The sequence below is a fragment of the Anaerolineales bacterium genome (genome assembly GCA_030583885.1).
In the GTDB taxonomy this organism is placed as follows: Bacteria; Chloroflexota; Anaerolineae; order Anaerolineales; family Villigracilaceae; genus Villigracilis.
Genome location: CP129480.1, coordinates 4,126,089 through 4,149,348, shown reverse-complemented (window position 1 = coordinate 4,149,348; position 23,260 = coordinate 4,126,089). Strand labels below are relative to the sequence as shown.

Here is a 23,260-nt window from a genome sequence, read left to right as displayed (position 1 = left end):
TATATCTGTAGAGTATGGTGATGAAAAAAATACTGGGCATTCACTTTAAATGGTTCTGGCTGTTCTTTGCCTTTGGTGCGGGGTTGACCTTTGCAGTCGGATGGTATATTGAGTTTCACGTCCTGAGCAACGACTATTGGAACATCCTTTACTATGGACGCCGCATGACTCTCTCGGAGCCCGAGTCGCTTTACAATGGGTTTTATCCATTTGGATATCCCTTCCTCGTCGGTCAGATGCCGTTCACGTACGTGTTGCCGCTTTCATACCTTCTCAATGCGCTTCTCGCCGGACTTTTTACCGCCTCTGTTTCGACGCTGATTCTTTCCACCCGTTCCATTCCCGCCACGATCCTTGCGTTCTTTTCCTCCATTGCCGCGCCGTTCGTCTTTCAAAATGCGAATACCCTCAGCCCTGATATTGGCAGCGCCGCTTTCACAGCCTTTGCCGTGTATTTGTTGTGCCGTCAATGGTTTGACGAAGATCAAACTGAACTGGAAGCTCCTCAAGCGGTTATGATCGGCGTTTCGCTCGGTCTATCCTTTCTATGGCGCACCCATGCGGCAGTTTCCTTCCTTGCGATTTTGGCTGGCTGGCTCCTGTTGTTCGGCATTCGCCCTTTTCGTCTGCGCCTTTTCCTGCTCGGTGCGCTGGCGCTTGTGGCTGGAATGCAGGTGGCCGTGAATCTCATCTCAGGTCATGGCGTGTTTGAGACGGCACAGGCATTTAATCTTTACAAATTCTTTTACGGCGTTGATTGGACCCATCCGCCCGGACCCGAAGAGATCGCTGGGTTTTCACTGATTAACACGATTGCTGAAAACCCTGTCCGTGCTTTTGATTTATATAAACCTTTCTTTCTCTATTTCATTTCCCATGCGTGGGCGGCGGTCCTTGCGTACCTGCTCTCTCCAAAGGGACGTTTCGCACATTTTTCATTATTCTCCCTGATTTTCATCGTGTTGTACGCCATCCCAATTTCCTTGAGTGACAGTGCCCGTTCCCCTGTGATTTTGATGAGCATCTATTTGCCTTCTGTCGCGGTGCTGTTGGCAGCGTTTGTTGAACTGGCGCAGAAATATATTGGTGTGAAAAACTGGGTGCAGTGGGTGGTCACAGCCCTGTTTGTTGCAGTCGGATTTCAAACGTTTTATGGCTGGGTCATCTATGATATCGGTTTGATCCGCACAGCTCGCTCTGAATACAGGGTATTCACAACCATTGAATACACCTTGCGCGCCAGCGGCATGACTTCTCCCAATGAAGTGTTTGCAGATCGCTATGATTTTTATACACCCAATACCATGCCCTATCATCCCCGCCAGATAGGCGAGTGGTCTGAAGATTGGTTTTGGGGATTAAGGGATGAATATCCATCCCTGCCCAATGATTCATGGGATGCTTTTGCAAAAGCCTGCAGGGAACAGGGCGTCCGTTTCCTTGTCCTAGGTCCCAATAGTCATTATCGTGGAGATATTTTTCCGCAGATCTATAATGATGGGGTGAATCTTCAGGAGCTTGGTCTTCAATTTATTGGACAGCGAGGAAATATGAGAATATATGGGATTCAATGAGACCCAAAATGAAAAAATATCTCCGCTTTTCCACTGATCAGATCTTGCTCCTCGTTTCAATCGTTGCCACCCTTCCTTTGATTTTCCGAAATGCCATCCTTTATCAATTTCCCATGGGCTATGCCGGTTTGTTCACCCAGATGGGGCAACAAATTGCGGACGCAAACTTCCTATTGCCCATCGAATCTCCTTATTATGGGCCGGGCGGGATACCATTTGCCTATCCGCCTTTTGGTTTATATTTGCTCGCTTTCTTAATCAAGCTTACGGGCAAATACTATTTTTTTCTTCGCTGGCTGCCGCATCTTTTTAGCCTGGTTTCCTGTGTTTTGACATTCTTTTTGTCTCTGAAATTGTTCAAGTCGCCGTTTATTGCGGCATTCACTGCGATTATTGCCGCCACATCATCCGAACTGTATATCGCTCATGCCTGGTCTGCAGGGATTGTCCGTGCTCCCGCTTTTATTTTTACCATCCTGACGATTTACTTTTATTCCAGAAACCTTGAAGATCGTTCTGTGAAGAATATTATCTTGACGGGCTTATTCCTTGGTTTGTCGTTCTTAAGCCATCTGGCTTACGCCCTGTTCTGTTTTGCATGGATTGCTTTCCATTCCTTGGTTAGCCATAATTGGTTGAAGCGCATTGGCGATTCAATCTTGTCTTCGCTGGTTGGATCATTGGTGGCATCTATTTGGATTATCCCTGTTGTATCTCGTCATGGTTGGGACGTGTTTTTTGGCGCTTTTAATTCTCATGGAGGGGAAAATATATCTTCGGTTCTCGTTAATATCAAAGACATCCTGCGATTGCTCCAAATTAACTTTTCTCCAATTTCAACAAGCCCTGTGCTGGTAGTTTTGTTTTTATTCGGCGTTTATTTTCTTCTTAAGCAAAAAATGTACAATTTTATCTTATTCTTCCTGCTGATTACATCAGTGTTTCCTGAAAATGCGCGGTTTGTTTTCTGGCTGGGGTCCTTTTTTGCCGGATGTGGACTTTGGATTTTATCCAACAGGCTGTATGGCTTTATTAGAAGAGGAAACAAAAACCATGGCGATTTCGGAACACTGTTTTTTTCGGTCCCAATCATTGCAACTATTTGGTGGATTGGAATTAATGCAATTTCAAAGCACTCGCCGTTCCTCAATGAATCTGCGCTGGAGCTTGGGGATCGTGCGCAGGAGATTTTTCCAGTCAATACAAAATATCTTGCTTTGCTGGCGCAAGATGAAGCAGAATGGTTGCCGTTTCTGCTTGAACGCGAGCCACTTGTCGCGCAGTGGGGCAGCGAATGGCTGGGTGAATACAGCCGGCAGACGGGTTTAATGTCACTTTTTCAGAGTTGCAGAAAGGAAAAGGACTGGCTTTGTGTGCAAACTACAATGGACCTTGTTGGAGAAATTCCACAATTTATCATTACATATCGTATAGAAAAAAAATTGAACGATCAGATCTTTATCACAGGTCAATGGGTGGATGTCTTTTCAAATAATCGTTACATTGTTTGGCAGGCAGTTCAACCGCCATAATCTAATAAATAAAGGCAACGCAATGACGCGTTGCCTTTATTTCCATTGACCTGATTCAAGCCAGATGGATTACCTGTTACCTTTTGCACCCCTTTTTACGCGGGTGGATTTCAAGCTGCCTCTGACAGGAGCTTTGCGCGTTGTTGTGGGCGGGGTTTTGCCTGTCTGCATCTGTTTGCTGAACATGCCAAATGCCGCATTCAGGGTTTTGGTGGCGGTGGCTTCATCCAAGCCTGTTGATTTGGAAATCTCCATTACCATGCCGCTGTTCTGAAAGATGCTCTGGTCTATTTTCCCGGAGTTCATTTGGTTCAGCATTTCATCGAGATTGAATGAATTCGAATCCCGCCCGGAGCTGGGATGATGGGCAAGCAGTTTGTAGGCAACGTAAGAGACCACCATCATCGCGATTTGAGGCGGGATGTTCATTTTCTTGGCAAGTTTTTCAACATAAGGCTGTAGCAGCATCATGATCGGGTTATTTGCCATTGACGGTTGCGATGTGACGCCTGCCTGATTGCCACCCATGACCATTTCCAGAAAGCCCATCATGCTGCCGAGGCCGCCGGTTTGCTGCTGTTGTGGTTGGTAGGTGGATGGTGCCATGGGCGTATGTGACTGACTCTGCGTTTGCGTGTTCGCCAGCAGATTGCCAATCAGATCAGTCATTGGGTCTGCAGATTGCGGCGAGCTTTCCTGCTGTCGGGAGTTGACAAGGACTTTGAGGATATCTTCCAATGACATGATGCTGTTTTCTCCTGATAACAAAGAAGCGCGACGATACGTCGCGCTTCGGAAAATCTGGTTTATTCCGATTTTTCGCTTGGTGCGGGTTTATTTTCGGTGGATGTACCTTCCTTGGAAGGGCTTTTCTTCGATTTTGATGAATCGCCGGACGGTGATTTGTGGTCCGTGGCATAGAACCCTGATCCCTTGAAGACGATCTTGGTGGGGGTGATGACCTTCTTGAGCGCCTTTTTACGGCATTCGGGACAGGTCTTCAGGGGTGACTCTGTGAACGACTGGTGGCGTTCAAATTGAATTCCACATGCCTCACAACGATAGGTATAAACTGGCATTTTTTCTCCTTGCTTCCTTCCGGAACTACCGTGGCATTATAGCGCGCCTGACAGGGTGTGACAAGCCTTTGGACGCGGCATGTTATAATTTTCTAACATTTTTTCTGGAGGGCTTTATGCTCAAGATCGAGGTTGTTTATTGCGCGGTTTGACATTACACCAGCCGGGCCGTGAGTCTGGTGGATGAATTGCTCAAGGATTTTGAACATGTCATCGAATCGGTGGCGGTGATTCCCTCGGACGGGGGCAAGTTCGAGGTCAGTGTGAACGGGGAGTTGGTCTATTCCAAATTGGAGACAAAGCGCCACGCCGAAGCGGGCGAAATTCTAACCACCATCTCAAAGATGGTTGATTAAGAGGTCAGCGAATGGTGAAAAAGGGAAGAGTATTTTCAGGTGCCCGCCCAACAGGGCGCCAGCATTTGGGGAATTACCTTGGTGCAATCAAGAATTATGTTGCGTTGCAGGATGAGTACGATTGTGTGTACTGCATCGTGGATGTCCACGCCCTGACGACGGTGGAGACCACACAGGATTTGAAATTAAACACCTTTGAAATGGCGTTGGACTGGCTCGCCGCAGGCATCCGCCCAGACGATTCAATTTTGTTCGTACAATCGCATGTTCCTGAAGTGATGGAGCTGCACACCTACCTTTCAATGGTGACCCAGTTCGGCAAATTGACCGATCTGCCGACCTTTAAGGAGAAGGTACGCCAGCAGCCTGAGAATGTGAATTATGGCCTGGTCGGTTATCCTGTGTTGATGACCGCGGATATTGTGCTGTACAAAACGGAGGTGGTTCCCGTCGGTATTGATCAGGCCCCGCACATCGAATTTGCGCGTGAGATCGTGCGTTCCTTCAACTATCGTTACAAGACCAAGGCGTTGATCGAGCCGCAGGTGAAGCATACCGAGGTTTTGAAGGTTGTCGGCATTGATGGTCAGGACAAGATGAGCAAGAGCTTGAACAACCATATTGAACTTGCATCCACGCCCGAAGAGACAGTCAAGCGGGTGCGCGAAATGGTAACGGACCCTGCGCGCCAGAGAAAGACAGACCCCGGCAACCCCGATGTGTGTAACGTGTTCACGATGCATAAAATTTTCTCCCCGCAGGAGGAAGTGGACATGATCAACACCGAATGCCGCCGGGCTGGAATCGGTTGTGTGGATTGCAAACTTCGCTTTGCGAACAATTTGAACAAGCATCTTGAGACGTTCCGTGCCAGACGCGCTGAATTGGAAATCAGGCCGGATTATGTCAAGGATGTGCTCATCAACGGCGGCAAACGCGCCCGCGCCATCGCGCAGAAAACGATGGAAGAAGTCCGCGAGGCGATGCAACTCCCGTAAATTTCCTGTAGGGGCGCTCTCTCCGTGCCTTTGGGCAGGTTAACCCCGCCCCTGCATTTATCTCATGCGCGCATTAATTCAGCGAGTTTCCCAAGCCGGCGTTACCGTAAACGAACAAACCATTTCCAGCATTGGAAAAGGCCTGTTGATTCTATTGGGGGTGGGTCATGGAGATGGGGATGAACAGGCAAAATTCCTTGCCGAGAAGGCGGCGAACCTGCGTATCTTCGAAGATGAACATGGCAAGACGAATCTCTCCGTGCTGGACGTCAAGGGCGAAGCCATTGTCGTTTCACAATTCACGCTTTATGCCGACACCCGCAAGGGACGCCGCCCATCGTTCATTGATGCCGCTTTGCCCGATGTTGCCAAGCCCTTGGTCAATCGTTTCATCGAATTCTTGCGTGGACACGGCGTCCCGACGCAGGCCGGTCAATTTGGCGCGCATATGGAAGTGGAAATACACAATGACGGACCTGTCACCATCTGGCTGGAGAAGGAATGAAACGACCAAATTTCCTTCAGCGGTTTCTGCATCGTTTATTTATGCTGCGTCCTGTTACTGCATTTTTTGCCCCCCGCGCTCATCGCATGGACGGTGTGGTTCTAAAATTGACGAATGGAAAACATACCATCACCGAACTTTTGGGTTGGAATATTGTACAGCTCAAGACCATGGGGGCAAAGACTGGAAAGCCATATACAACCCTGCTCATCGGTATGCTGGATGGCGAAAAGATCGGGTTGATCGCCTCGAATTTTGGGCGCCAGCATAACCCCGCCTGGTATTACAACCTCAGGAACAACCCCGATTGTGAGGTTCAATTCGGTGAACGGTCAGGAAAATACCGGGCGTGTGAAACCGTAGGCGATGAACGCGAAAAATACTGGCGGATGGCGGTCTCTTATTACGAGGGATATGAAAAATACAGGCAACGTGCCGCGCATCGTCGAATACCCGTGCTCGTTTTGGAGCCGGTCAAATAATTGCCAAGATGAGAATTTCATGATAAAGTTGCGCTTGTAGGATGCAAGTACGTTTTCGTTGTGGAAGTATTAAGAAGATCGCTCAAAGCACAACATTTGAGTTGTTCCATTTACCACCCGATGAAAGACATACTGCGTCACCTTATTATCTTTTGCTTAGGAGGCAAAAATGTCTGAACGTGTCATCGGTACGGTAAAATGGTTCAACGGAACCAAGGGCTTTGGTTTCATTGAGCGCGAGGGCGGTCCTGACGTCTTCGTCCACTTCTCCGCCATTCGTGGCGACGGCTTCAAGAACCTGCAAGAGGGTCAAAAGGTGGAATTCACCATCGAACAGGGACCCAAGGGTTTGCAAGCCGCCGACGTAGTGGTTCTTTAATCCGAACCTGGCCGGAAGAGTCCCGTCGCAAGACGGGACTCTTCTTTTATTTAGCCGCATCTTTCGGGATCCATAAGCGGACATCTGTTTCGACAGCCACTGCCCCCGCCTTGAGCATGAACTCCGCATCCATATCCGTCCACACTCCGCCAGCCCCGATGATGGGAATCCCGATCATCGCTGCCGAGCGAACCACGTCCAGTGCGCGCGGGAATAAGGATGGCCCGTACAACCGTCCGCTGATTAATCCTCCATCCGTATCATATAAAGCCCCGCGAGGGGAAGCCAGGCTGATCGCATCTGCGCCATGTTGAACCAAACGCGGACCCAAGGTCAGCACCTGCTCGTGGGGCAATGCAAAGATCAGGGGTATTTCTCCAAGGCACATTTCCAAATTCAATAGAATAATGTCATTTGAAAGCAACGGTGCAAAACCAAGCTGGACTGCCATCACGTTCTCGACCGTCTCAAGATCTCGCACCATGTTCTGTGTCTCTTCAGGGCGGTCTGCCATCAGGTGGACGATGATGGGCAGATCGGCGCGGTTCCACTTTGTGGAATATTTTTTAAGCACGCCCCTTAACCCGGGATTCGGCAGTCCGTTGTTGAGCAGAAATCCGCCGGGGAACTGGATCAGGGCCGGTCGGGCAGCTGGCAGGCGCGGGCGCAGTGAGATCGGATTTGTCACGAACGCGCCGAATGAATCCAAGGCAATGCCGTTGCGTTGGTCAGGTGCGAATCCAAGTGATCCCGCCGCGTTGATCAATGGTTTGCTAAAATATAAGTCGCGTTTCATAAGGAGCTGCTATGCAACCTTTGCAGGGAATTCGAGTGCTGGACTTAAGCCGTGTGCTTGCCGGCCCATATTGTACGCTGGTTCTTGGCGACCTGGGAGCGGATGTGATAAAGGTGGAGCCGCCCGAAGGCGATGAGACGCGCGGCTGGGGACCGCCGTTTGCGGGCGGCGAGAGTGCATATTATTTATGTGTGAACCGTAACAAACGCGGCATGGTGGTGAATTTAAAGACGAAGGATGGGGAAAATCTCCTGCGCGATCTTGCCATGCAAAGCGATGTGCTGGTCGAAAACTTTCGCCCCGGCACCCTGAAAAAATTTAATCTGGATTTCGAGACCATACATGAACTGAACCCGCGTTTGGTCTATTGTTCGATTTCAGGCTTTGGGCAGACAGGTCCCCTGCGCGATAAACCCGGCTATGATTTTATGATCCAGGCAATGGGTGGAATCATGAGCATCACCGGCGAACCTGACGGCGGGCCGATGAAAGTTGGTGTTGCCGTTGCCGATCTGTTTGCGGGCCAGAATGCGGCCATTGCTATTCTGGCCGCGCTGCAGGCGCGGAGCCTAACGGGCGAAGGCCAGCATTTGGATATTTCGTTATTTGACTCACAACTCGGGTGGCTGGCAAATGTGGCGAGCAATTATTTAATTTCTGGAAACCTGCCAAAGCGATATGGGAATGCCCATGCGAACATCGTGCCGTATCAAAGTTTCCGTGCGCATGACGGATGGTTTGTCATTACGGTTGGGAATGATAAACAGTTTGAAGGTTTATGCAGCGCCATCGATAAGCCTGAATTAACCGCCGATCCGCGCTTTTCTACAAACTCTGCAAGAGTTGAAAATCGGGAGGCATTAATTTCCATGCTCATGCCCATCTTTGAAACCAGAACGGTAAACGAGTGGCTGGGGTTGATGGAGGACAAATTCCCCTGTGGCCCCATCAATAATTTTGAACAGGTCTTTTCGATGCCGCATGTCAAAGAGCGGAAGATGGTGGTGGAAATGGAGCATCCCACCATTGGGGTGTTGCCTCTGGTCGGTTCTCCGCTTAAGATGGGACGAACACCTGTCCAGTATCAGCTGCCACCACCGTTGATGGGCGAGCATACTCGTTCAGTATTGAAAGATGTGCTTGGCTATTCTGATGAACAGGTACAAGGATTGCTGGAACGCGAGTGCATCAAATAACGTTATTGGAGTTTAACCATGGATGCCCTGATCTATTCCGCTTCTCCCCTGAAGACCTTTTCCGGGAGTCTGTTTATGATCGTCTTTTCAGTTTTGCTCGGGCTGGTGACTTTAGTGCCTTCGTTTTTTGCCCGCAGGGAACAGCCCATTAAGCGGATCGCAACAGGATGTATTGGGTTCATTTTATTATTGGTTGGGGTCGGCGTATCGGTTTCGGCGTATAACACCTATCACAATGGGGATAAAACCGTGCTTGTGCAGGCTTTGGAGAAGAACGAGATTACAACAAAATGTAACAAAAGCTATTGTACTGACTATGTGGTGGAAACAAGCGATGGTGAGCGGAATTATGTTTTTGGGCTGTCAAAGGAAACCTGGGACAGGATTGAAATCAATGCATGTTATCAATTCACTTATTTCCCCTTGAAGCCTTTGCTGGGTGAATATTTACAGGAAGAGAGCGAATATCCAAGTTTGTACGAGCCCACGGGGGATATCAGGCTTATTGAGCGGGTTCACTGCTCGACCTAGGCTTGCAGATGTGATACATCGTCAACAGCGGAGTCTACTGCTTGCTTTGGGTGACCAAGCCGGCCCGATTCAGGTGCGCATGGACTGCACGGCGCGGTGTCCAGGATTTGAAAGCCGTATAAATAAAAAAATCCCCCTTCCTCATGAAAGGAAGGGGGAAACTTACGCGGTTTCGATGAGACCCATCGCCTGCAGCATCTCTTCGTTGCTCGCGAATTTGAATTCCTCCAATCCGCGCTTTTTGGCCTCCTCTGCCTCAACCACTTCAAGCCGCTTGAGGTCGTCCTTTGTGATGACGGATTTGTGAAGGGATTTCATTTTTTCCACCACCATATCCGCATCGAGGCCGGCAGGCAATTTGGTTTGTAAATATTGCAGGACGGATTTGCCTGCGTTCACGCCGTCCTTGCGGGCATAGCCGACGAGTCCATCACTCGCCTTGCGCGACCAGCCGCCGACGAATACCCCTTCAACGGTAGATTCATAGGATAGACCATCCACAGGGAAGCGCGGGCTCTCGCTCTTAACAAACTCATTCCATTCCACCGGCAGGCCGAAGGCATCGTCCACCCTGTCGCCGATTGCGAAGATGACAGTATCCACGTTAATCAGGCGTTTGGTGCCGGTACCTTTGGCGCTCGTCCTGCCATCCTTCTCGGTCAGGATGTTGTCTTCAACTTCCAGCTTGGTCAACAAGCCGTTCTCACCGTGCATGGCGGTGGGCGAGGCGAGGAAGTCAAAATGGAATTTTGCGTTCTCGATCTTTGGGTCTGCCTTCGTGAGGGAATCTAAAATTTTATGGCGGCCAATTTCAAGGTCCTGATGGATCGCTTCAAGAGCCGGCTTAACACGCTCCATTTCCCTGTCAAATTCATCCAAATCCAGGTAGGAGATCAGGTGCTTCATTTCGTCCTTGGTGAAGTTCACCTCGGCCGGACCGCGACGTACGACGGCGGTCACTTCCTCGGCTTTTTGCACAGAGATAAGATGACGCGCAATATCCACCATCACATTGCCTGCACCAATGATGGCGCAGCGTTTTCCAAAACGGAAATTCTTGCGGCTGAATGGAGGCAGTTTATTGTAGAAATAGACAACGTCCTTGGCGTGATATACGCCCCCCAGTTCCTCGCCCGGCAAACCAAGCGACTTGGTCCCTTGGGCGCCAGCCGTAACAAGCACGGCATCAAAACCGAGCGCGCGTATATCGTCAAGCGTCAGGTCGCCGTTCGTGCCGACAGAGATATTTCCATAGTAATCAATGTTCGCAAGGTCGAGTATTTGTCGGAACTGCCTGCGCAGCCCATCCTTCATTGCATGTTTTTCAGGGTAAATGCCGTATTCTGCGAGACCGCCGGCTTTTATGTCACGATTAAACATCGCCACACGCACATCCTGGTTTGCAAGTTCGCGTGCGCCAAACAGGCCGGCCGGCCCTGCGCCGATCACGGCGACAAAGAATTTATTTTCCACGTTCCAAGAGCCTCCTCGATGTAGACCAAAACTGTCTCATTATATTTGAAAAGTACCCCCATCACAAGACGTTTTATTACCGTAATCATCTTAAAACAAATCTGTTATAACTATGCTAATATTAAGCCTTGTTTCATACAGGAGTCACCATGACCGACGAACCCAGGGACGATCCCGCCAGCAGATTGCGAAAATTACTGGGAAGCACGCCTCCCATCACCCGCCTGCCAAAAAAGAACAGCCATCCTGCATCTTTCCTGCCAAAAATGGACGGAAAAAAAAAGGATGCGCCTCCCGTGCAGGATGTGACGGTTTCGAAAGCCATCCCAAAACTTCCGCCCGCTTCGCAACCTAAACTGAAGCCTGCTGCTTCTGCGAAGACCGGCGACTCCATCTTTGGTCCCCGCTTCTGGACGACTGCAAGCATCATCTCTCTTACCGTCAACGGGATTCTTGTGATTGTCTTGATTGCCCTGCTGATCGGCGTACATAGATACGGCATGACCGCATCCTATTTGCTGGACTTTGGAAATCATTTATTGGGCGGGTTGTACGGGAACTTTGAAAAAATGGACCGCGCGCATATTCAGACGAATATTGAGGTGAATACGACCATCCCCGTGCAGTTTGACCTGGAGCTTAACCAGCAGACGAATGTTGTCCTCAGCCAGGATGTGACGATCAACAATGCGCTCGTCACCGTCAACACCGGCGGATTGAACATCACACGGGCAGCCACCACCATCGTCCTGCCGCAAGGAACCACCCTGCCTGTTTTTCTACGTTTAACCGTCCCGGTGGACACCACCGTCCCGGTTGTTTTGAATGTACCTGTGGATATTCCGTTAAGTCAAACACAACTGCACGAGCCTTTCGCCGGCTTACAGGAAGTCATAAAACCTCTTTATTGCATTGTGAACGGAAATGCGGTTAATTTAGATGGGGAACCGATCTGCAAGTAACAGCGGTTTATGGAGGTACATGTCAAATCCCATCTCGCAAGTCACCCTTAAGAACGGCATGAAGGTCATGCTCAAAGAGATCCACACCGCGCCGATCATATCCTCGTGGATCTGGTACCGTGTTGGCTCGCGTGACGAACCGACCGGTAAAACCGGCATCTCGCATTGGACCGAGCACATGATGTTCAAGGGGACGAAAAAATTTCCCGCAAACATTCTGGATAAAGCCATTTCGCGCGAAGGCGGGCACTGGAATGCGTCCACGTCCCATGACTCAACGCGCTATTATGAAACCATGCCGGCCGGTAAAATTGATCTCGCCCTGCGCCTCGAAGCAGACCGCATGAAGAACAGCATCTTTACTGAAAAAGAAGTCGCCTCCGAGCGAACGGTCATTATTTCCGAGCGGGAAGGCCATGAGAATGAGCCGATGTTCAGGTTGAGCGAGGCCATCCAGAACCATGCATTTCGTGTGCATCCATATCACCATGAGATCATCGGTGATATGGCGGACCTGCTTGCCATCACCCGCGATGACCTGTACGCGCATTACCGCACTTATTATGTCCCCAATAACGCAGTGCTTTCAGTAGCCGGTGATTTTGAAACAAGGCCGCTCTTGAAGCGCATCAGGCAATTATTCGAACGCATCCCCAAAGGACCAAATCCGCCTCGGCTCGCGCGTCCGGAACCGCAGCAAAAGGGGGAGATACGTTTTTCCATTGAGGGTCCCGGTGAGACAACCTTCATTCAACTTGCCTATCATTTTCCCAGCGCCACGGACCCGGACTATTTCCCTCTTCAGGTGCTGGACAGTCTGCTCAATGGGGCGAGCGGCCTTTCCTATAAAACATCCCGTCTCTATCGAGCACTCGTGGACAAAGGCCATGCAGTGGATGTCTCCGGCTGGTCACAAGCCAGCATAGATCCCCACCTTTATCGCATCACGATCACTGGTCATCCCAAACGGAAACCCGAAGATGCATTGGCGGTTCTGGATAAAGAAATCAATACGTTGCAGGATGAACTGGTCTCCAGCGCTGAGATCAGGCGGGCGGTGAAACAGGCACGCGCTGTCTTTGCCTATGGAAGCGAGAATGTTACCCATCAGGCGTTTTGGATGGGATACACCGCCATGTTCTCAACGTATGACTGGTTCACGACCTACTTGGATAAACTTGGCAAGGTCACCCCGCGGGACGTGCAGCGCGTGGCACGTACCTATTTCCAACCCGCCAACCGCGTCATCGGCACATATATTCCGAAAGGTTTGGAGGGGTAATTGGCAAAGCCTACCACAAAACTCATGAGTATATCCCTGCCAAACCCCAGGGATATTTATCGGGCTGTGCTTTCAAACGGCATTACCGTCCTTGCGCGTTCGAACTTTAACAGTCCATCCATCAGCATGGGAGGATACCTGCCCGCCGGCGCGATCTTCGAGCGTGATGAAAAATTGGGGCTTTCAGGTTTTGTTGCATCCGCCCTGATGCGGGGCACACAAATGCGAAGTTTTGATGCGATCTACAACGAGCTTGAATCTGTAGGCGCTGGCATGGGATTCGATTCGGGTGTCCATAACTTAAGCTTTGGCGGACGTTCGCTCGTGGAGGACCTTCCGCTTTTGCTCAAACTGCTTTCCGAATCCCTGCAATCGCCGACCTTTCCGAAGGATGAGATGGAACGCCTGCGTGCGCAATTGCTCACGGGGCTTGCCATCCGCACGCAGGATACGGCGGATATGGCTGAGATGGCATTCGATCAAATGCTGTTTGACGGGCATCCATATGGCAGACCAAGCGAAGGGTTTCCGGAGACGATCCAATCCATTACGCGAAAGGATCTGAAGGATTTCCATCGCCTCCATTTTGGACCGAGGGGCATGGTCATTGCCATTGTGGGTGCCATCCGCCCGAATAGAGCGGTCGAAGCGGTGGAGCATGTCCTCGGCAGCTGGCAGGTTCCAGGTCAGGCGGATGCGCCGATCCTTCCTCCGCACAAGCCTGTTCGCAGAACAGTGAAACGACATTGCAAGCTTGCCGGCAAAGCCCAGTCTGATCTTATTGTTGGCATGTTCGGACCGAGCCGCAAAGATCCGGACTATATGGCCGCATCGTTGGCGAATTCGGTGTTGGGACAGTTTGGCATGATGGGGCGCATCGGCGATGTGGTGCGTGAAAGATCAGGTCTGGCATATTATGCTTATTCATCCCTGAACTCAGGGACCGGTCCTGGGAGTTGGGAGGTGAGCGCGGGTGTGAACCCGTCGAATTTAAAGAGAGCGATTGATTTGATAGAGAAGGAATTGCGCCGTTTCGTAAGGCATGGCGTGACGAAGGATGAACTGGCGGACAATCAGGCGAATTACATTGGGCGCCTGCCACTTTCGTTCGAATCGAACAGCGGTGTGGTTAATGCTATTTTGAATATTCATCGCTACGATCTGGGCATGGATTACTATCAACGTTATGAAGGCATGGTGCGGGGCGTCACGCGCGCAGATGTGGTGGATACTGCCCGGAAGTATATTGATCCTGAACGTTTGGTAATTGCAACGGCGGGACCATAACTATTCGCACGATGAACTTATCCACAGGTGTTGACCTCATTGATATTGACCGCATCCGTGAAGCGATGGAACGTTACGGTGAGAAGTTCCTTGCGCGGGTTTTTACAGAAGCGGAACGACGTGAATGCGGCGGACGTGTTCCCTCGCTTGCAGCGCGGTTTGCGGCGAAGGAGGCAACGGCCAAGGCGTTAGGCTGCGGCATTGGGAATGTCAGCTGGTTGGATATTGAGGTCAGGTCGGACGAAAACAAGGCGCCTTATTTGGTTTTGCATGGGGAGGGGGAGCGGATGGCGATGCAATTGGGGCTGACGAGCTGGTCCCTCAGTTTGAGCCATACGGAAAACCAGGCAATTGCCTTTGTGGTTGCGACTGGATAAAAAAACACCTCCTGCATTGCCAGTTATGCAGGAGGTTCGCAAGGAGATATAGTTATGACGGAGGGATCTATATCTCAACCTACTTCTGATCTTCGACGCCGATCCAAAAGTGGCCGGGCATCACGGGGCGATAGGGGCGGATGATGAGTTTCCCCAACTCGAATTGTTTTTGACCGCTTTCCAACATGCTGGGGTGAATGAGACAAAGGTCTGGAGTGCGCCCGAATTTTTTGTTGTAATGATCGATCGCTTTCTGGATCTTTACACTTAATGTGGTGCGCGGGTCATTATCAAACCATAACATTCCAGTGTGCATGACGTCGTCCTTTCTTTACTCAATGGATGGAGCATAAAAACCAAGCAGTTTATCATTCTCACGCAGGGCGAATTGTTTGCCTGCGAGTAGATGGTCGAGGGTTTGTTCACGGGTTCCGGTCAGCAGATATGCATCGTTTGAATTTTCAATATGGCCGAAAAGGCGCGTGCGGAAGAAATCCAGCCAGTCTTTTAGATCCCGTGCGCGGCTGGCATTCAAGGTGATGAAGGACCATACCCGGCGGCTGGGTCCGCGCAGCAGCAACCAGCGCAGATTTTGTAGGGTTTGTTCCCCCAGCTTGACGATGTCTTCCAGGCCATCGATCAACAGCAGGATGGATTGTTCCCCTCCTTTGTTGTTATGCGCCCAGGTAACGAGCGACTGCAGGAGTTCCTGCGCGTTGTCATCCGGTGTGCAGTAGATGCCGGCATTGTTTTGGTTGCCATGGAATCGCCTCCATTCATCCGGGTGGGGGGTGATGACACCATATTGCACTTCAGACGGGGAATGGGTTAAACCTGCGGCGTGGGCGATGGCTTGCAGGAGTGTTGTCTTGCCGCTGGATTTGTCGCCGCTGATGAGGATGGGGCCTGGGATGGGGTCATACAGGTTGAGCAGGACGGGCAGGCCGTCTTCAGCCAGGCCAAGGAAGAGCGCCTCACGCGGAAGCGGAGACGCGTCAGCGAGGACGGATTTCAGGTTCGGCAGACCCACGACGGGCGCAGGTTGGGGCGCCTGTTCCTCCTGAACAAGTTCAGTCAACGTTTCCATCATCATGGCGAATTGGGTTGATTTATTCATAGGATCTATCCTTATTAGAACAAGTGTTCTAATAATAACGGCATTGGGTTTGGGTGTCAAGAGGCAGTTTTTGCCTTTATATTGAATTCATTGCCGTGCAGTTTGGCTTGACGCTGTGAGTTGTTTTGGTATAATCGCTCTGCTTAATCCCTCGCCGACGTAGCTCAATCGGCAGAGCACCCGCCTTGTAAGCGGGCGGTTACGAGTTCGATTCTCGTCGTCGGCTCAAGGTCGCTGATTGAACAAGTTGGTTGGTGATCAAGTAAAAATTTAACATGGGCAGTTACCCAAGTGGCCAAAGGGGACTGACTGTAAATCAGTTGTCAGAAGACTTCGGAGGTTCGAATCCTTCACTGCCCACCTGTACCGGCGATTTGCTGGTACCCCCGCAAGGGAAAACAGCACGTCAAGCCCTCATAGCTCAGTTGGCAGAGCACACCCTTGGTAAGGGTGAGGTCACGAGTTCAAATCTCGTTGAGGGCTCAGTTGCTGAAAAGCATTCTTGTAACTATTAAAAGGAGATTGGAAAATGGCGAAGGAAAAATTTGACAGGAGCAAACCGCATCTGAACGTGGGGACGATGGGGCACATCGACCATGGGAAGACCACGCTGACGGCGGCGATCACCAAGGTGGCGGGACTGGCCGGGCAGGCGGATTTCAAGGCCTACGACCAGATCGACAATGCGCCGGAGGAAAAAGCGCGCGGGATCACGATCAACATTGCGCACGTGGAATACCAGACGGACAAGCGCCACTATGCGCACGTGGATATGCCGGGTCACCGCGACTACATCAAGAACATGATCACCGGTGCGGCGCAGGTGGACGGTGCCATTCTGGTGGTGGCGGCCCCGGATGGACCGATGCCGCAGACGCGCGAACACGTGTTGCTGGCGCGACAGGTGGAAGTGCCATCGATCGTGGTCTTCCTCAACAAGGTGGACATGATGGACGATCCCGAGCTGCTCGAGCTGGTGGAACTCGAACTGCGTGAACTGCTGACCAACCAGGGTTTTCCCGGCGACACGACCCCGATCGTACGCGGATCGGCGAAGCTGGCGTTGGAAAGCACGAGTACCGACCCGAATGCCCCCGAGTATGCACCGATCAAGGAGTTGCTGCGCGTGGTGGACGAGTACATTCCCGAGCCGAAGCGAGAAACGGACAAGCCGTTCATGATGTCGGTGGAGGATGTCTTCTCGATCAAGGGACGCGGGACAGTGGTGACGGGTCGTATCGACCGTGGTATTATCAAGATCGGAGAGCCGATCGAGATCATCGGTCTGCGCGAGACGAAGAGCACGGTTTGCACGGGGGTGGAAATGTTCCACAAGCAGCTGGATGAAGGCATGGCGGGAGACAACGTTGGATTGCTGCTGCGCGGCATCGAGCGGGAAGATGTGGAGCGCGGCCAGGTGCTGGCCAAACCGAAATCGATCACCCCGCACAAGAAGTTTCTGGCGGAGGTATACGTGTTGAAGAAGGAGGAGGGCGGGCGTCACAAGGCCTTCTTCAGCGGGTATCGACCGCAGTTCTATGTGCGTACGATGGATGTGACGGGCGACATCACGCTGCCGGAAGGTGTGGAGATGGTCATGCCGGGCGACAACGTCAACCTGACGGTGGAGTTGATCGTGCCGGTGGCCCTCGAGCAGGGCTCCAAGTTCGCCATCCGTGAAGGCGGTCTGACCGTCGGTGCGGGTGTCGTTACCAAGATCATCGAGTAAGTAGAAAGTAAGGGTTTAAGATGGCTTCGAAGAAGAAGGATGTCCGCCCGGTCGTTACGCTTCAATGTAATGACTGCAAGGAGCGGAATTACACCACCGAAAAGAATCGCCGCAACGATCCCAATCGGCTGGAGTTCAACAAGTATTGCTCACGTTGCAGGAAACACACCCTGCACCGCGAAACGAAGTAGTTTACAGGGGTGGGGCTTTGCCCTGCCCCCGATTTAGGCCAGTGGCTCAATTGGCAGAGCACTCGTCTCCAAAACGAGCGGTTGTGGGTTCAAGTCCTACCTGGCCTGCCTGAGGCAACGCCGTCCTCGCAAGAGCAGGCGGCGTTTTAGCCGTAAAATGAAAGAAGGAGTATTGCCTTGGCTGAGAAAGCAAAGAGAGTCAAGAAAAGCGAAAACGCCATCCAGCGTTACTTCCGCGAAACCTCCGGGGAACTTCGCAAGGTAAGCTGGCCCACGTGGCCCGAAGCAAAGCGCCTCACAGGGCTTGTGCTTCTGGTGATGGTCATCGTTGGGATTTTCCTCGCCAGCGTGGATTACTTCGCTGGCGAACTGCTGGGTTTGGTGCTCGGTTTCTAAGTTTGAATTGAGGATCTGATGGATTTACCGGAACCGCAAGAGCAGAATGGACAGGAACCGATGGAGGAAAAAGCCGAGGAGCAAACAGCTCCTGCGGATGATTCCGCTTCCAGCCCGGACCCGACGCCTGCTCCTGCCCCCGAGACGCAGATTCCCGCTGATCTGCCTCCGGTTGAGGCAACCGTTGAGGGTCCCGCCTGGTATGTGATTCACTGTTATTCGGGCTACGAGAACAAGGTCCGTCATAACCTTGAACAACGTATTGAAACGATGGGCATGAAGGACAAGATCTTTGACGTGGTGATTCCCACACAGGAGGAGATTGAGGTCAAGGACGGAAAGCGCCGCACCGTGGAACGTCATATTTTCCCGGGTTATGTGCTGGTGAACCTGGCTCTTTCAGAGGAATCCTGGTATGTGGTTCGCAATACCCCCGGCGTGACAGGTTTCGTCGGCATGGGGAACAATCCCACGCCTTTGCGTCCCGAAGAAGTTGCGCAGATCGTTAAACGCATGGAAGCCGAGGCGCCCACGGTGAAGGTCACGTTTAAGGTGGGGGAGCGTGTCCGTATTGTGGATGGGCCATTCAACGACTTTCGCGGCATGGTCTCCGAGATCGATATGGAGCGCACCAAGGTGCGCGTGATGGTAAGTTTTTTCGGGCGCGAAACGCCCGTGGAGCTGGATTTCCTGCAGGTTGAGAAGGCGTAAGGAAGGTGAGGTCGAAGCGGCCTCTAAAATAAATTCGACAGTAGCAGGCTTCCGTTAAGCCTGATGCGGTGGGAGGGTCTCCCAAATGACCCGCTAAAACCACGAAGGAGTCAAGTCAAAATGGCAAAGAAGTTAAAAGCAATCGTTCGTCTTCAGCTCGAGGCCGGCAAGGCAAATCCTGCGCCTCCCGTTGGTCCCGCGCTGGCAAGCCATGGCATCAATATCATGGCGTTCTGCAAGGAATACAATGCCCGTACGTCCAACCGCCCGGGTGAGGTGCTTCCGGCGGAAATCACCATCTACTCCGATGGGTCGTTCACCTTTGTACTTCGCACCCCGCCCGCCGCGGTTCTGCTTCGCAAGGCTGCCAAGGTGGAAAAGGGTTCCGGTGTGCCGAACAAGGAAAAAGTTGGCAAGGTGACCCGCGCCCAGGTAAGGGAAATCGCCGAGTTGAAGATGAAGGACCTGAATGCGATCACGCTCGAAGGCGCGATGAAGCAGGTGGAAGGCACAGCCCGCTCGATGGGCATTACGATCACCGACTAGTTTTGTGGGAGGATGGCTTTTTGCCGTCCGCTTGCACCACGGAGGATAAAATGGCTAAACACGGAAAGAAATATACGGCGGCTGCCGCCAAAGTTGATGTCGACAAGGTGTATTCCGCCCGCGAGGCGGTTGCGCTTGCAAAAGAAACATCCATCACCAAATTCGATGCGACCGTTGAAGTTCATATGCGAACCACGCTTGACTCCCGTCAGGCGGACCAGCAGTTGCGTGATGTGGTCGTGCTCCCTCACGGTCTCGGTAAGACCGTTCGCGTGCTTGTCTTTGCCCAGGGCGAAGGCGCGGCGGCGGCTCGTGCAGGCGGCGCAGATCTTGTTGCCGATGACGATGAGACCTTGAAGAAGATCGAAGGCGGCGCGCTGGATTTCGATGTCGCGATTGCCACGCCCGATGCGATGGGTAAGGTGGGTCGTTTGGGACGTGTGCTTGGTCCGCGCGGGCTGATGCCGAACCCGAAGGCCGGCACGGTGGTTGCCCCGCAGGATATGGAGCGTGCCATCAAGGAAGCCAAGGCCGGGCGTGTGGAATTCCGCCTGGACAAGACCAATAATATTCACGTTTCGATCGGCAAGGTTTCGTTTGATGCCGATAAATTGTACGAGAATTACATGGCTTTGGTGGATGCGGTTAATAAATCCCGCCCGACGGGTGCGAAGGGAAACTTCGTGAAACGCATTACCGTTACCACCACAATGGGGCCCGGCATAAAGGCCGATCCCAACGAACACATGCAAGGAGCCGAGTAACCGATACTCGTTTATCCCTAAAACCACTTCGCCGATGAAGGCGGGTGTCCGTGTGAAACCACGGACTTAATTTCCTGCTCAGGTGGAGACTGACTGCAAAATTCAGCGCCACGCGCTGATTTCCCTCCCGGGAATGCGAAAAGTCTTTGCCTGCGTAAGTGGCAAAGACTTTTATATTGAAAGGAGGTGATACCCTTTGGCAATTTCCAAACAACGCAAGGAGGAGGTCCAGGCTCAGTATGCAGACTGGATCAAGCGCAGCGAAGCCGTGATCCTTGTGGAATATACCGGCGCGACGATGAAATCCATTGATGCAATCCGCGCAAAGATCCGTGATGCGGGCGGTGAATTCCATATCGTGAAGAATACACTTGTCCGCCGCGTGTTTGCGGAGAGCGGCCTGGATGTTCCAGCGGATTATCTTGTGAAGTCCACTGCGATATCGTTCGCATTCACAGATCCGGCTTCCACGGCGAAGGCATTGACCGATGCAACAAAAGGCAATGAGTTCGTCAAGGTGAAAGGCGCTTTGATGGGCGGCAAGACCCTGAATGCCGCACAAGTGAAGGCGCTTTCCGACCTGCCGCCGCTGCCTGTTATGCGCGCAACATTGCTGGGCGTTTTGCAGGCTCCTGCCGGCCAGCTCGTCCGCACGCTTGCAGAACCCGCTCGTGGTCTCGCGGCTGTTATCAAAGCCCGCTCCGAGAGTGCGCAGGCTGCAGCAGCCTAGTTATCAATTTTCAGGCGAGGCCACCTCGCACCAAATATACAAATTTCAATAATATAGCAAGGAGTGCTAAACAATGTCTGACAAGCTCGAAAAACTCGTGGAAGAACTCTCCACCCTTTCCGTCCTCGAAGCGGCTGATCTCGTAAAGAAACTTGAAGAGAAGTGGGGCGTTTCCGCCGCAGCCCCCGTGGCGGTTGCCGCTGTAGGTGGCGCCGGTGCTGCCGCTGAACCTGTTGAAGAGAAGACCGAGTTCGACGTGGTCATCAAAGATCCCGGCGCGAAGAAGATCGACGTTATCAAGGTCATCCGCCAGTTAACCAGCCTCGGTCTCGGCGAAGCGAAGACCCTCGCCGAGACTTCCGGTTCCAAGGTCCTCGCCGCTGTCGGCAAGGATGCAGCGATGGACGCCAAGAAGAAGCTTGAAGAAGCCGGCGCGAACGTCGTCGTCGAGTAATTTCTTTCAAAAATGCAAACAAAAGATGGCTTGTAAGAGCCATCTTTTCATTTTAAGAATAAGGGATTAGTACTGATGTCCTATAGCGGGGCGGTTGACTTTGGCTATACCTCTCGCTATAATCGTACAAATTGGTCTGACCACCATACCACAAGAAGGTTTATGAAAATCGAACGAATTTCCCACAAAACGTTGGCTGAGGCTGTTGCAGGGAAGCTGGTTGCGTCATTAGTAGATGGCAGTCTCAAGCCGGGCACACAACTTCCTCCTGAACGCGAGTTGATTATTAAATTTGGGATCAGCCGTGCAACATTGCGGGAGGCGCTCAAAACGCTGGAGAAGCATAACTTCGTCGAGTCGCGCCCGAATGTCGGCTGGTTTGCCCTTCAGGTTGATCAGTCGAACCTGACTCGGGCCAAGGAAATGGCTGGCAGGAATGGTGAGCAGGCTGACCGCCCGGCGGGAAGCGAGCCGCCGACTGGACCGATTCGCGTGCCGATCGCGCCCGATAAGCCGATTCGTATTCCGAATTTGCAGAAGGATCGTCTGGGTACGTTCGATTTTATTTCGTGGTGGGATCGTGAAAAGGTTCAGAATGCGAAGGTGATGGTGGTTGGCGCAGGAGCGCTTGGGAATGAAGTCATCAAAAACCTTGCATTGATGGGCATCGGCCATATATTCATTGTGGATTTTGACAAGATCGAACTTGCCAACTTAAGTCGTTCGGTGCTTTTCCGCGAAACAGATAGCAATCGCAGCAAGGCGGAGATCGCCGCGGCACGTGCAAAAGCTGTAAATCCGCAGGTGCATATTCAATACCTGAATGGCGACATTACGACAAAAATGGGCTTGGGAGTTTTTCGCCGCATGGATGTGGTGATCGGATGCCTTGATAACCGCGAAGCCAGGCTGGCTGTAAACCGATTCTGCTACTGGGTGAACAAACCCTGGGTGGATGGGGCGATCCAGGAGCTTCTCGGATTGGTGCGCGTCTTTATTCCGGGACAGGGAGCCTGTTACGAATGCACGCTCACTGAGCAGGCACTGAGGGACCTATCGCTTCGTTATTCGTGTCCACTATTGGCACGCCAGAATATTTTACTGGGCAAGGTACCCACAACCCCGACAATTGCCTCGATTATTGGTGCAATGCAATCGCAGGAAGCGTTGAAGCTGATCAACAACATGCCGGTCCAACCCGGAAAAGTAACTCACTTTAACGGCATGGTCAATGAAATGCATACAACGGCATATGTACCGCGTGACGATTGCGAATCACACTGGGCCTATGGCACGATCACGGAACTGCCGGCGCGCGTGGAGCGGACAACGCTCGACGACCTGCTCCGCATCGCCTGTGCAGATCTTGGTCTGAATGCCGTTATTGAGCTGGATCAGGAGCTTGTCACGAAATTTGAATGTTCGAACTGTCATACGGTTGAGGAAGTCTTACGTCCTCTCAGTGAAGTGACTGTGGAGGCAGGCAATTGCCCGACCTGTGGCGTTCTGCGTGAAGCTTCCCTGACACACGTCATCACAGGTGAAGAGACATTCCTTCACCGTACTCTGGCAAGTGTTGGTGTGCCTCCGCTTCATGTGATCCGCGCTCATAATGGAGAAGAATATCGGTTCTACGAATTGACTGGCGATCTGGCGGATGCATTGCATTTCCGTGACTTCGAGTCCACGATAAAAATAGAGGACAAGAAGGGGAACCACATTCGGCTTAAAGACAAATCCCAGATAAAAAACGGAAAAGAACCGTCTGTCCTAAAGATACGTTCAAGCCGTGTGCGGCTTCGTGATTGAACAA

At 51.8% G+C, this 23,260-nt stretch carries 27 protein-coding genes, 4 tRNA genes and 1 pseudogene; 26 read left to right on the top strand and 6 right to left on the bottom strand.

Features of this window, described 5'->3' with window-relative positions; translation table 11 throughout:
• Positions 1-20: 20 nt before the first annotated feature.
• Complete coding sequence (locus tag QY332_20845) at positions 21-1,574, top strand: hypothetical protein (protein ID WKZ36060.1); 1,554 nt, start codon at positions 21-23, stop codon at positions 1,572-1,574.
• 8 nt (positions 1,575-1,582) lie between these two features.
• Positions 1,583-3,106 carry a glycosyltransferase family 39 protein gene (locus tag QY332_20840; protein ID WKZ36059.1) on the top strand — a complete coding sequence of 508 codons (1,524 nt, stop codon included), beginning with the start codon at positions 1,583-1,585 and terminating at the stop codon, positions 3,104-3,106.
• A gap of 69 nt (positions 3,107-3,175) precedes the next feature.
• Here QY332_20840 and QY332_20835 read toward each other — a convergent pair whose 3' ends face one another.
• Both QY332_20835 and QY332_20830 read right to left on the bottom strand, forming a co-directional pair.
• Positions 3,176-3,850, bottom strand: coding sequence for a hypothetical protein (locus QY332_20835; GenBank protein WKZ36058.1), 675 nt, complete (start codon positions 3,848-3,850; stop codon positions 3,176-3,178).
• A gap of 62 nt (positions 3,851-3,912) precedes the next feature.
• Entirely contained in the window at positions 3,913-4,185 is a 273-nt protein-coding gene (locus QY332_20830) for a zinc ribbon domain-containing protein (protein ID WKZ36057.1), read from the bottom strand.
• A 167-nt stretch (positions 4,186-4,352) separates the two neighbouring features.
• Between QY332_20830 and QY332_20825 the strand changes: the two are divergent.
• From QY332_20825 to QY332_20805, 5 genes and pseudogenes are all read left to right on the top strand, one after another.
• A pseudogene (locus QY332_20825) lies at positions 4,353-4,541 on the top strand (Rdx family protein).
• A gap of 11 nt (positions 4,542-4,552) precedes the next feature.
• Positions 4,553-5,539 (top strand): tryptophan--tRNA ligase, encoded by a 987-nt coding sequence (gene trpS / locus QY332_20820; protein WKZ36056.1) that lies wholly within the window; start codon positions 4,553-4,555, stop codon positions 5,537-5,539.
• Between the two features lie 64 nt (positions 5,540-5,603).
• The gene (gene dtd, locus QY332_20815; protein WKZ36055.1) at positions 5,604-6,044 is read left to right on the top strand and encodes a D-aminoacyl-tRNA deacylase; all 441 of its coding nucleotides are present in this window, start codon (positions 5,604-5,606) and stop codon (positions 6,042-6,044) included.
• Positions 6,041-6,526 carry a nitroreductase family deazaflavin-dependent oxidoreductase gene (locus tag QY332_20810; protein ID WKZ36054.1) on the top strand — a complete coding sequence of 162 codons (486 nt, stop codon included), beginning with the start codon at positions 6,041-6,043 and terminating at the stop codon, positions 6,524-6,526. The genes dtd and QY332_20810 overlap by 4 nt, the downstream gene beginning before the upstream one ends.
• A gap of 169 nt (positions 6,527-6,695) precedes the next feature.
• The gene (locus QY332_20805; protein WKZ36053.1) at positions 6,696-6,905 is read left to right on the top strand and encodes a cold-shock protein; all 210 of its coding nucleotides are present in this window, start codon (positions 6,696-6,698) and stop codon (positions 6,903-6,905) included.
• Positions 6,906-6,951: 46 nt separating this feature from the next.
• Here the strand turns inward: QY332_20805 and QY332_20800 are convergent, their stop codons facing one another.
• Positions 6,952-7,701, bottom strand: a complete 750-nt coding sequence (locus QY332_20800; protein WKZ36052.1) for a hypothetical protein — start codon at positions 7,699-7,701, stop codon at positions 6,952-6,954.
• A gap of 11 nt (positions 7,702-7,712) precedes the next feature.
• On the opposite strand from QY332_20800, the gene QY332_20795 reads away from it, so the two are divergent.
• Together QY332_20795 and QY332_20790 are read left to right on the top strand one after the other, a co-directional pair.
• Positions 7,713-8,897 (top strand): CoA transferase, encoded by a 1,185-nt coding sequence (locus tag QY332_20795; protein WKZ36051.1) that lies wholly within the window; start codon positions 7,713-7,715, stop codon positions 8,895-8,897.
• Positions 8,898-8,915: 18 nt separating this feature from the next.
• Positions 8,916-9,428: a hypothetical protein gene (locus tag QY332_20790; GenBank protein ID WKZ36050.1), complete on the top strand. Its 513-nt coding sequence runs from the start codon at positions 8,916-8,918 to the stop codon at positions 9,426-9,428.
• Between the two features lie 162 nt (positions 9,429-9,590).
• On the opposite strand, the gene QY332_20785 is transcribed toward QY332_20790, so the two are convergent.
• Positions 9,591-10,901 carry an FAD-dependent oxidoreductase gene (locus QY332_20785; GenBank protein ID WKZ36049.1) on the bottom strand — a complete coding sequence of 437 codons (1,311 nt, stop codon included), beginning with the start codon at positions 10,899-10,901 and terminating at the stop codon, positions 9,591-9,593.
• Positions 10,902-11,050: 149 nt separating this feature from the next.
• Here QY332_20785 and QY332_20780 point away from each other — a divergent pair, with 149 nt between their 5' ends.
• From QY332_20780 to acpS, 4 genes are read left to right on the top strand one after another with little or no spacing between them, the layout of a single operon-like run.
• The gene (locus tag QY332_20780) at positions 11,051-11,863 is read left to right on the top strand and encodes a hypothetical protein (protein ID WKZ36048.1); all 813 of its coding nucleotides are present in this window, start codon (positions 11,051-11,053) and stop codon (positions 11,861-11,863) included.
• 19 nt (positions 11,864-11,882) lie between these two features.
• Entirely contained in the window at positions 11,883-13,145 is a 1,263-nt protein-coding gene (locus QY332_20775; protein ID WKZ36047.1) for a pitrilysin family protein, read from the top strand.
• On the top strand, positions 13,146-14,432 hold the full coding sequence (locus tag QY332_20770; GenBank protein WKZ36046.1) for a pitrilysin family protein: 1,287 nt from the start codon (positions 13,146-13,148) through the stop codon (positions 14,430-14,432). It begins immediately after the preceding gene.
• An 11-nt stretch (positions 14,433-14,443) separates the two neighbouring features.
• On the top strand, positions 14,444-14,809 hold the full coding sequence (gene acpS, locus QY332_20765) for a holo-ACP synthase (protein ID WKZ36045.1): 366 nt from the start codon (positions 14,444-14,446) through the stop codon (positions 14,807-14,809).
• Between the two features lie 79 nt (positions 14,810-14,888).
• Here acpS and QY332_20760 read toward each other — a convergent pair whose 3' ends face one another.
• Positions 14,889-15,125: a hypothetical protein gene (locus QY332_20760; protein WKZ36044.1), complete on the bottom strand. Its 237-nt coding sequence runs from the start codon at positions 15,123-15,125 to the stop codon at positions 14,889-14,891.
• A gap of 15 nt (positions 15,126-15,140) precedes the next feature.
• A complete protein-coding gene (locus QY332_20755; protein WKZ36043.1) occupies positions 15,141-15,926 on the bottom strand; it encodes a hypothetical protein in 786 nt (261 codons plus the stop codon).
• A 153-nt stretch (positions 15,927-16,079) separates the two neighbouring features.
• On the opposite strand from QY332_20755, the gene QY332_20750 reads away from it, so the two are divergent.
• The 13 genes from QY332_20750 (at position 16,080) to QY332_20690 (ending at position 23,256) form a co-directional block, all read left to right on the top strand.
• Positions 16,080-16,152 (top strand) — tRNA-Thr (locus QY332_20750).
• Between the two features lie 51 nt (positions 16,153-16,203).
• Positions 16,204-16,286, top strand: a tRNA-Tyr gene (locus QY332_20745).
• Between the two features lie 50 nt (positions 16,287-16,336).
• Positions 16,337-16,409, top strand: a tRNA-Thr gene (locus QY332_20740).
• A gap of 46 nt (positions 16,410-16,455) precedes the next feature.
• Entirely contained in the window at positions 16,456-17,655 is a 1,200-nt protein-coding gene (gene tuf / locus QY332_20735) for an elongation factor Tu (GenBank protein WKZ36042.1), read from the top strand.
• Positions 17,656-17,675: 20 nt separating this feature from the next.
• Positions 17,676-17,846 (top strand): 50S ribosomal protein L33, encoded by a 171-nt coding sequence (gene rpmG / locus QY332_20730; GenBank protein WKZ36041.1) that lies wholly within the window; start codon positions 17,676-17,678, stop codon positions 17,844-17,846.
• Positions 17,847-17,881: 35 nt separating this feature from the next.
• Positions 17,882-17,954: transfer RNA gene (locus tag QY332_20725), tRNA-Trp, on the top strand.
• 69 nt (positions 17,955-18,023) lie between these two features.
• Complete coding sequence (gene secE, locus QY332_20720; GenBank protein WKZ36040.1) at positions 18,024-18,242, top strand: preprotein translocase subunit SecE; 219 nt, start codon at positions 18,024-18,026, stop codon at positions 18,240-18,242.
• Positions 18,243-18,260: 18 nt separating this feature from the next.
• Positions 18,261-18,953 carry a transcription termination/antitermination protein NusG gene (gene nusG, locus QY332_20715; GenBank protein WKZ36039.1) on the top strand — a complete coding sequence of 231 codons (693 nt, stop codon included), beginning with the start codon at positions 18,261-18,263 and terminating at the stop codon, positions 18,951-18,953.
• 120 nt (positions 18,954-19,073) lie between these two features.
• A complete protein-coding gene (gene rplK, locus QY332_20710; GenBank protein ID WKZ36038.1) occupies positions 19,074-19,499 on the top strand; it encodes a 50S ribosomal protein L11 in 426 nt (141 codons plus the stop codon).
• A gap of 50 nt (positions 19,500-19,549) precedes the next feature.
• On the top strand, positions 19,550-20,263 hold the full coding sequence (gene rplA / locus QY332_20705) for a 50S ribosomal protein L1 (GenBank protein ID WKZ36037.1): 714 nt from the start codon (positions 19,550-19,552) through the stop codon (positions 20,261-20,263).
• Positions 20,264-20,459: 196 nt separating this feature from the next.
• Entirely contained in the window at positions 20,460-20,993 is a 534-nt protein-coding gene (rplJ, locus tag QY332_20700; GenBank protein WKZ36036.1) for a 50S ribosomal protein L10, read from the top strand.
• Positions 20,994-21,066: 73 nt separating this feature from the next.
• Positions 21,067-21,447, top strand: a complete 381-nt coding sequence (rplL, locus tag QY332_20695; GenBank protein ID WKZ36035.1) for a 50S ribosomal protein L7/L12 — start codon at positions 21,067-21,069, stop codon at positions 21,445-21,447.
• Positions 21,448-21,609: 162 nt separating this feature from the next.
• A complete protein-coding gene (locus QY332_20690; GenBank protein ID WKZ36034.1) occupies positions 21,610-23,256 on the top strand; it encodes a ThiF family adenylyltransferase in 1,647 nt (548 codons plus the stop codon).
• Positions 23,257-23,260 lie beyond the last annotated feature (4 nt).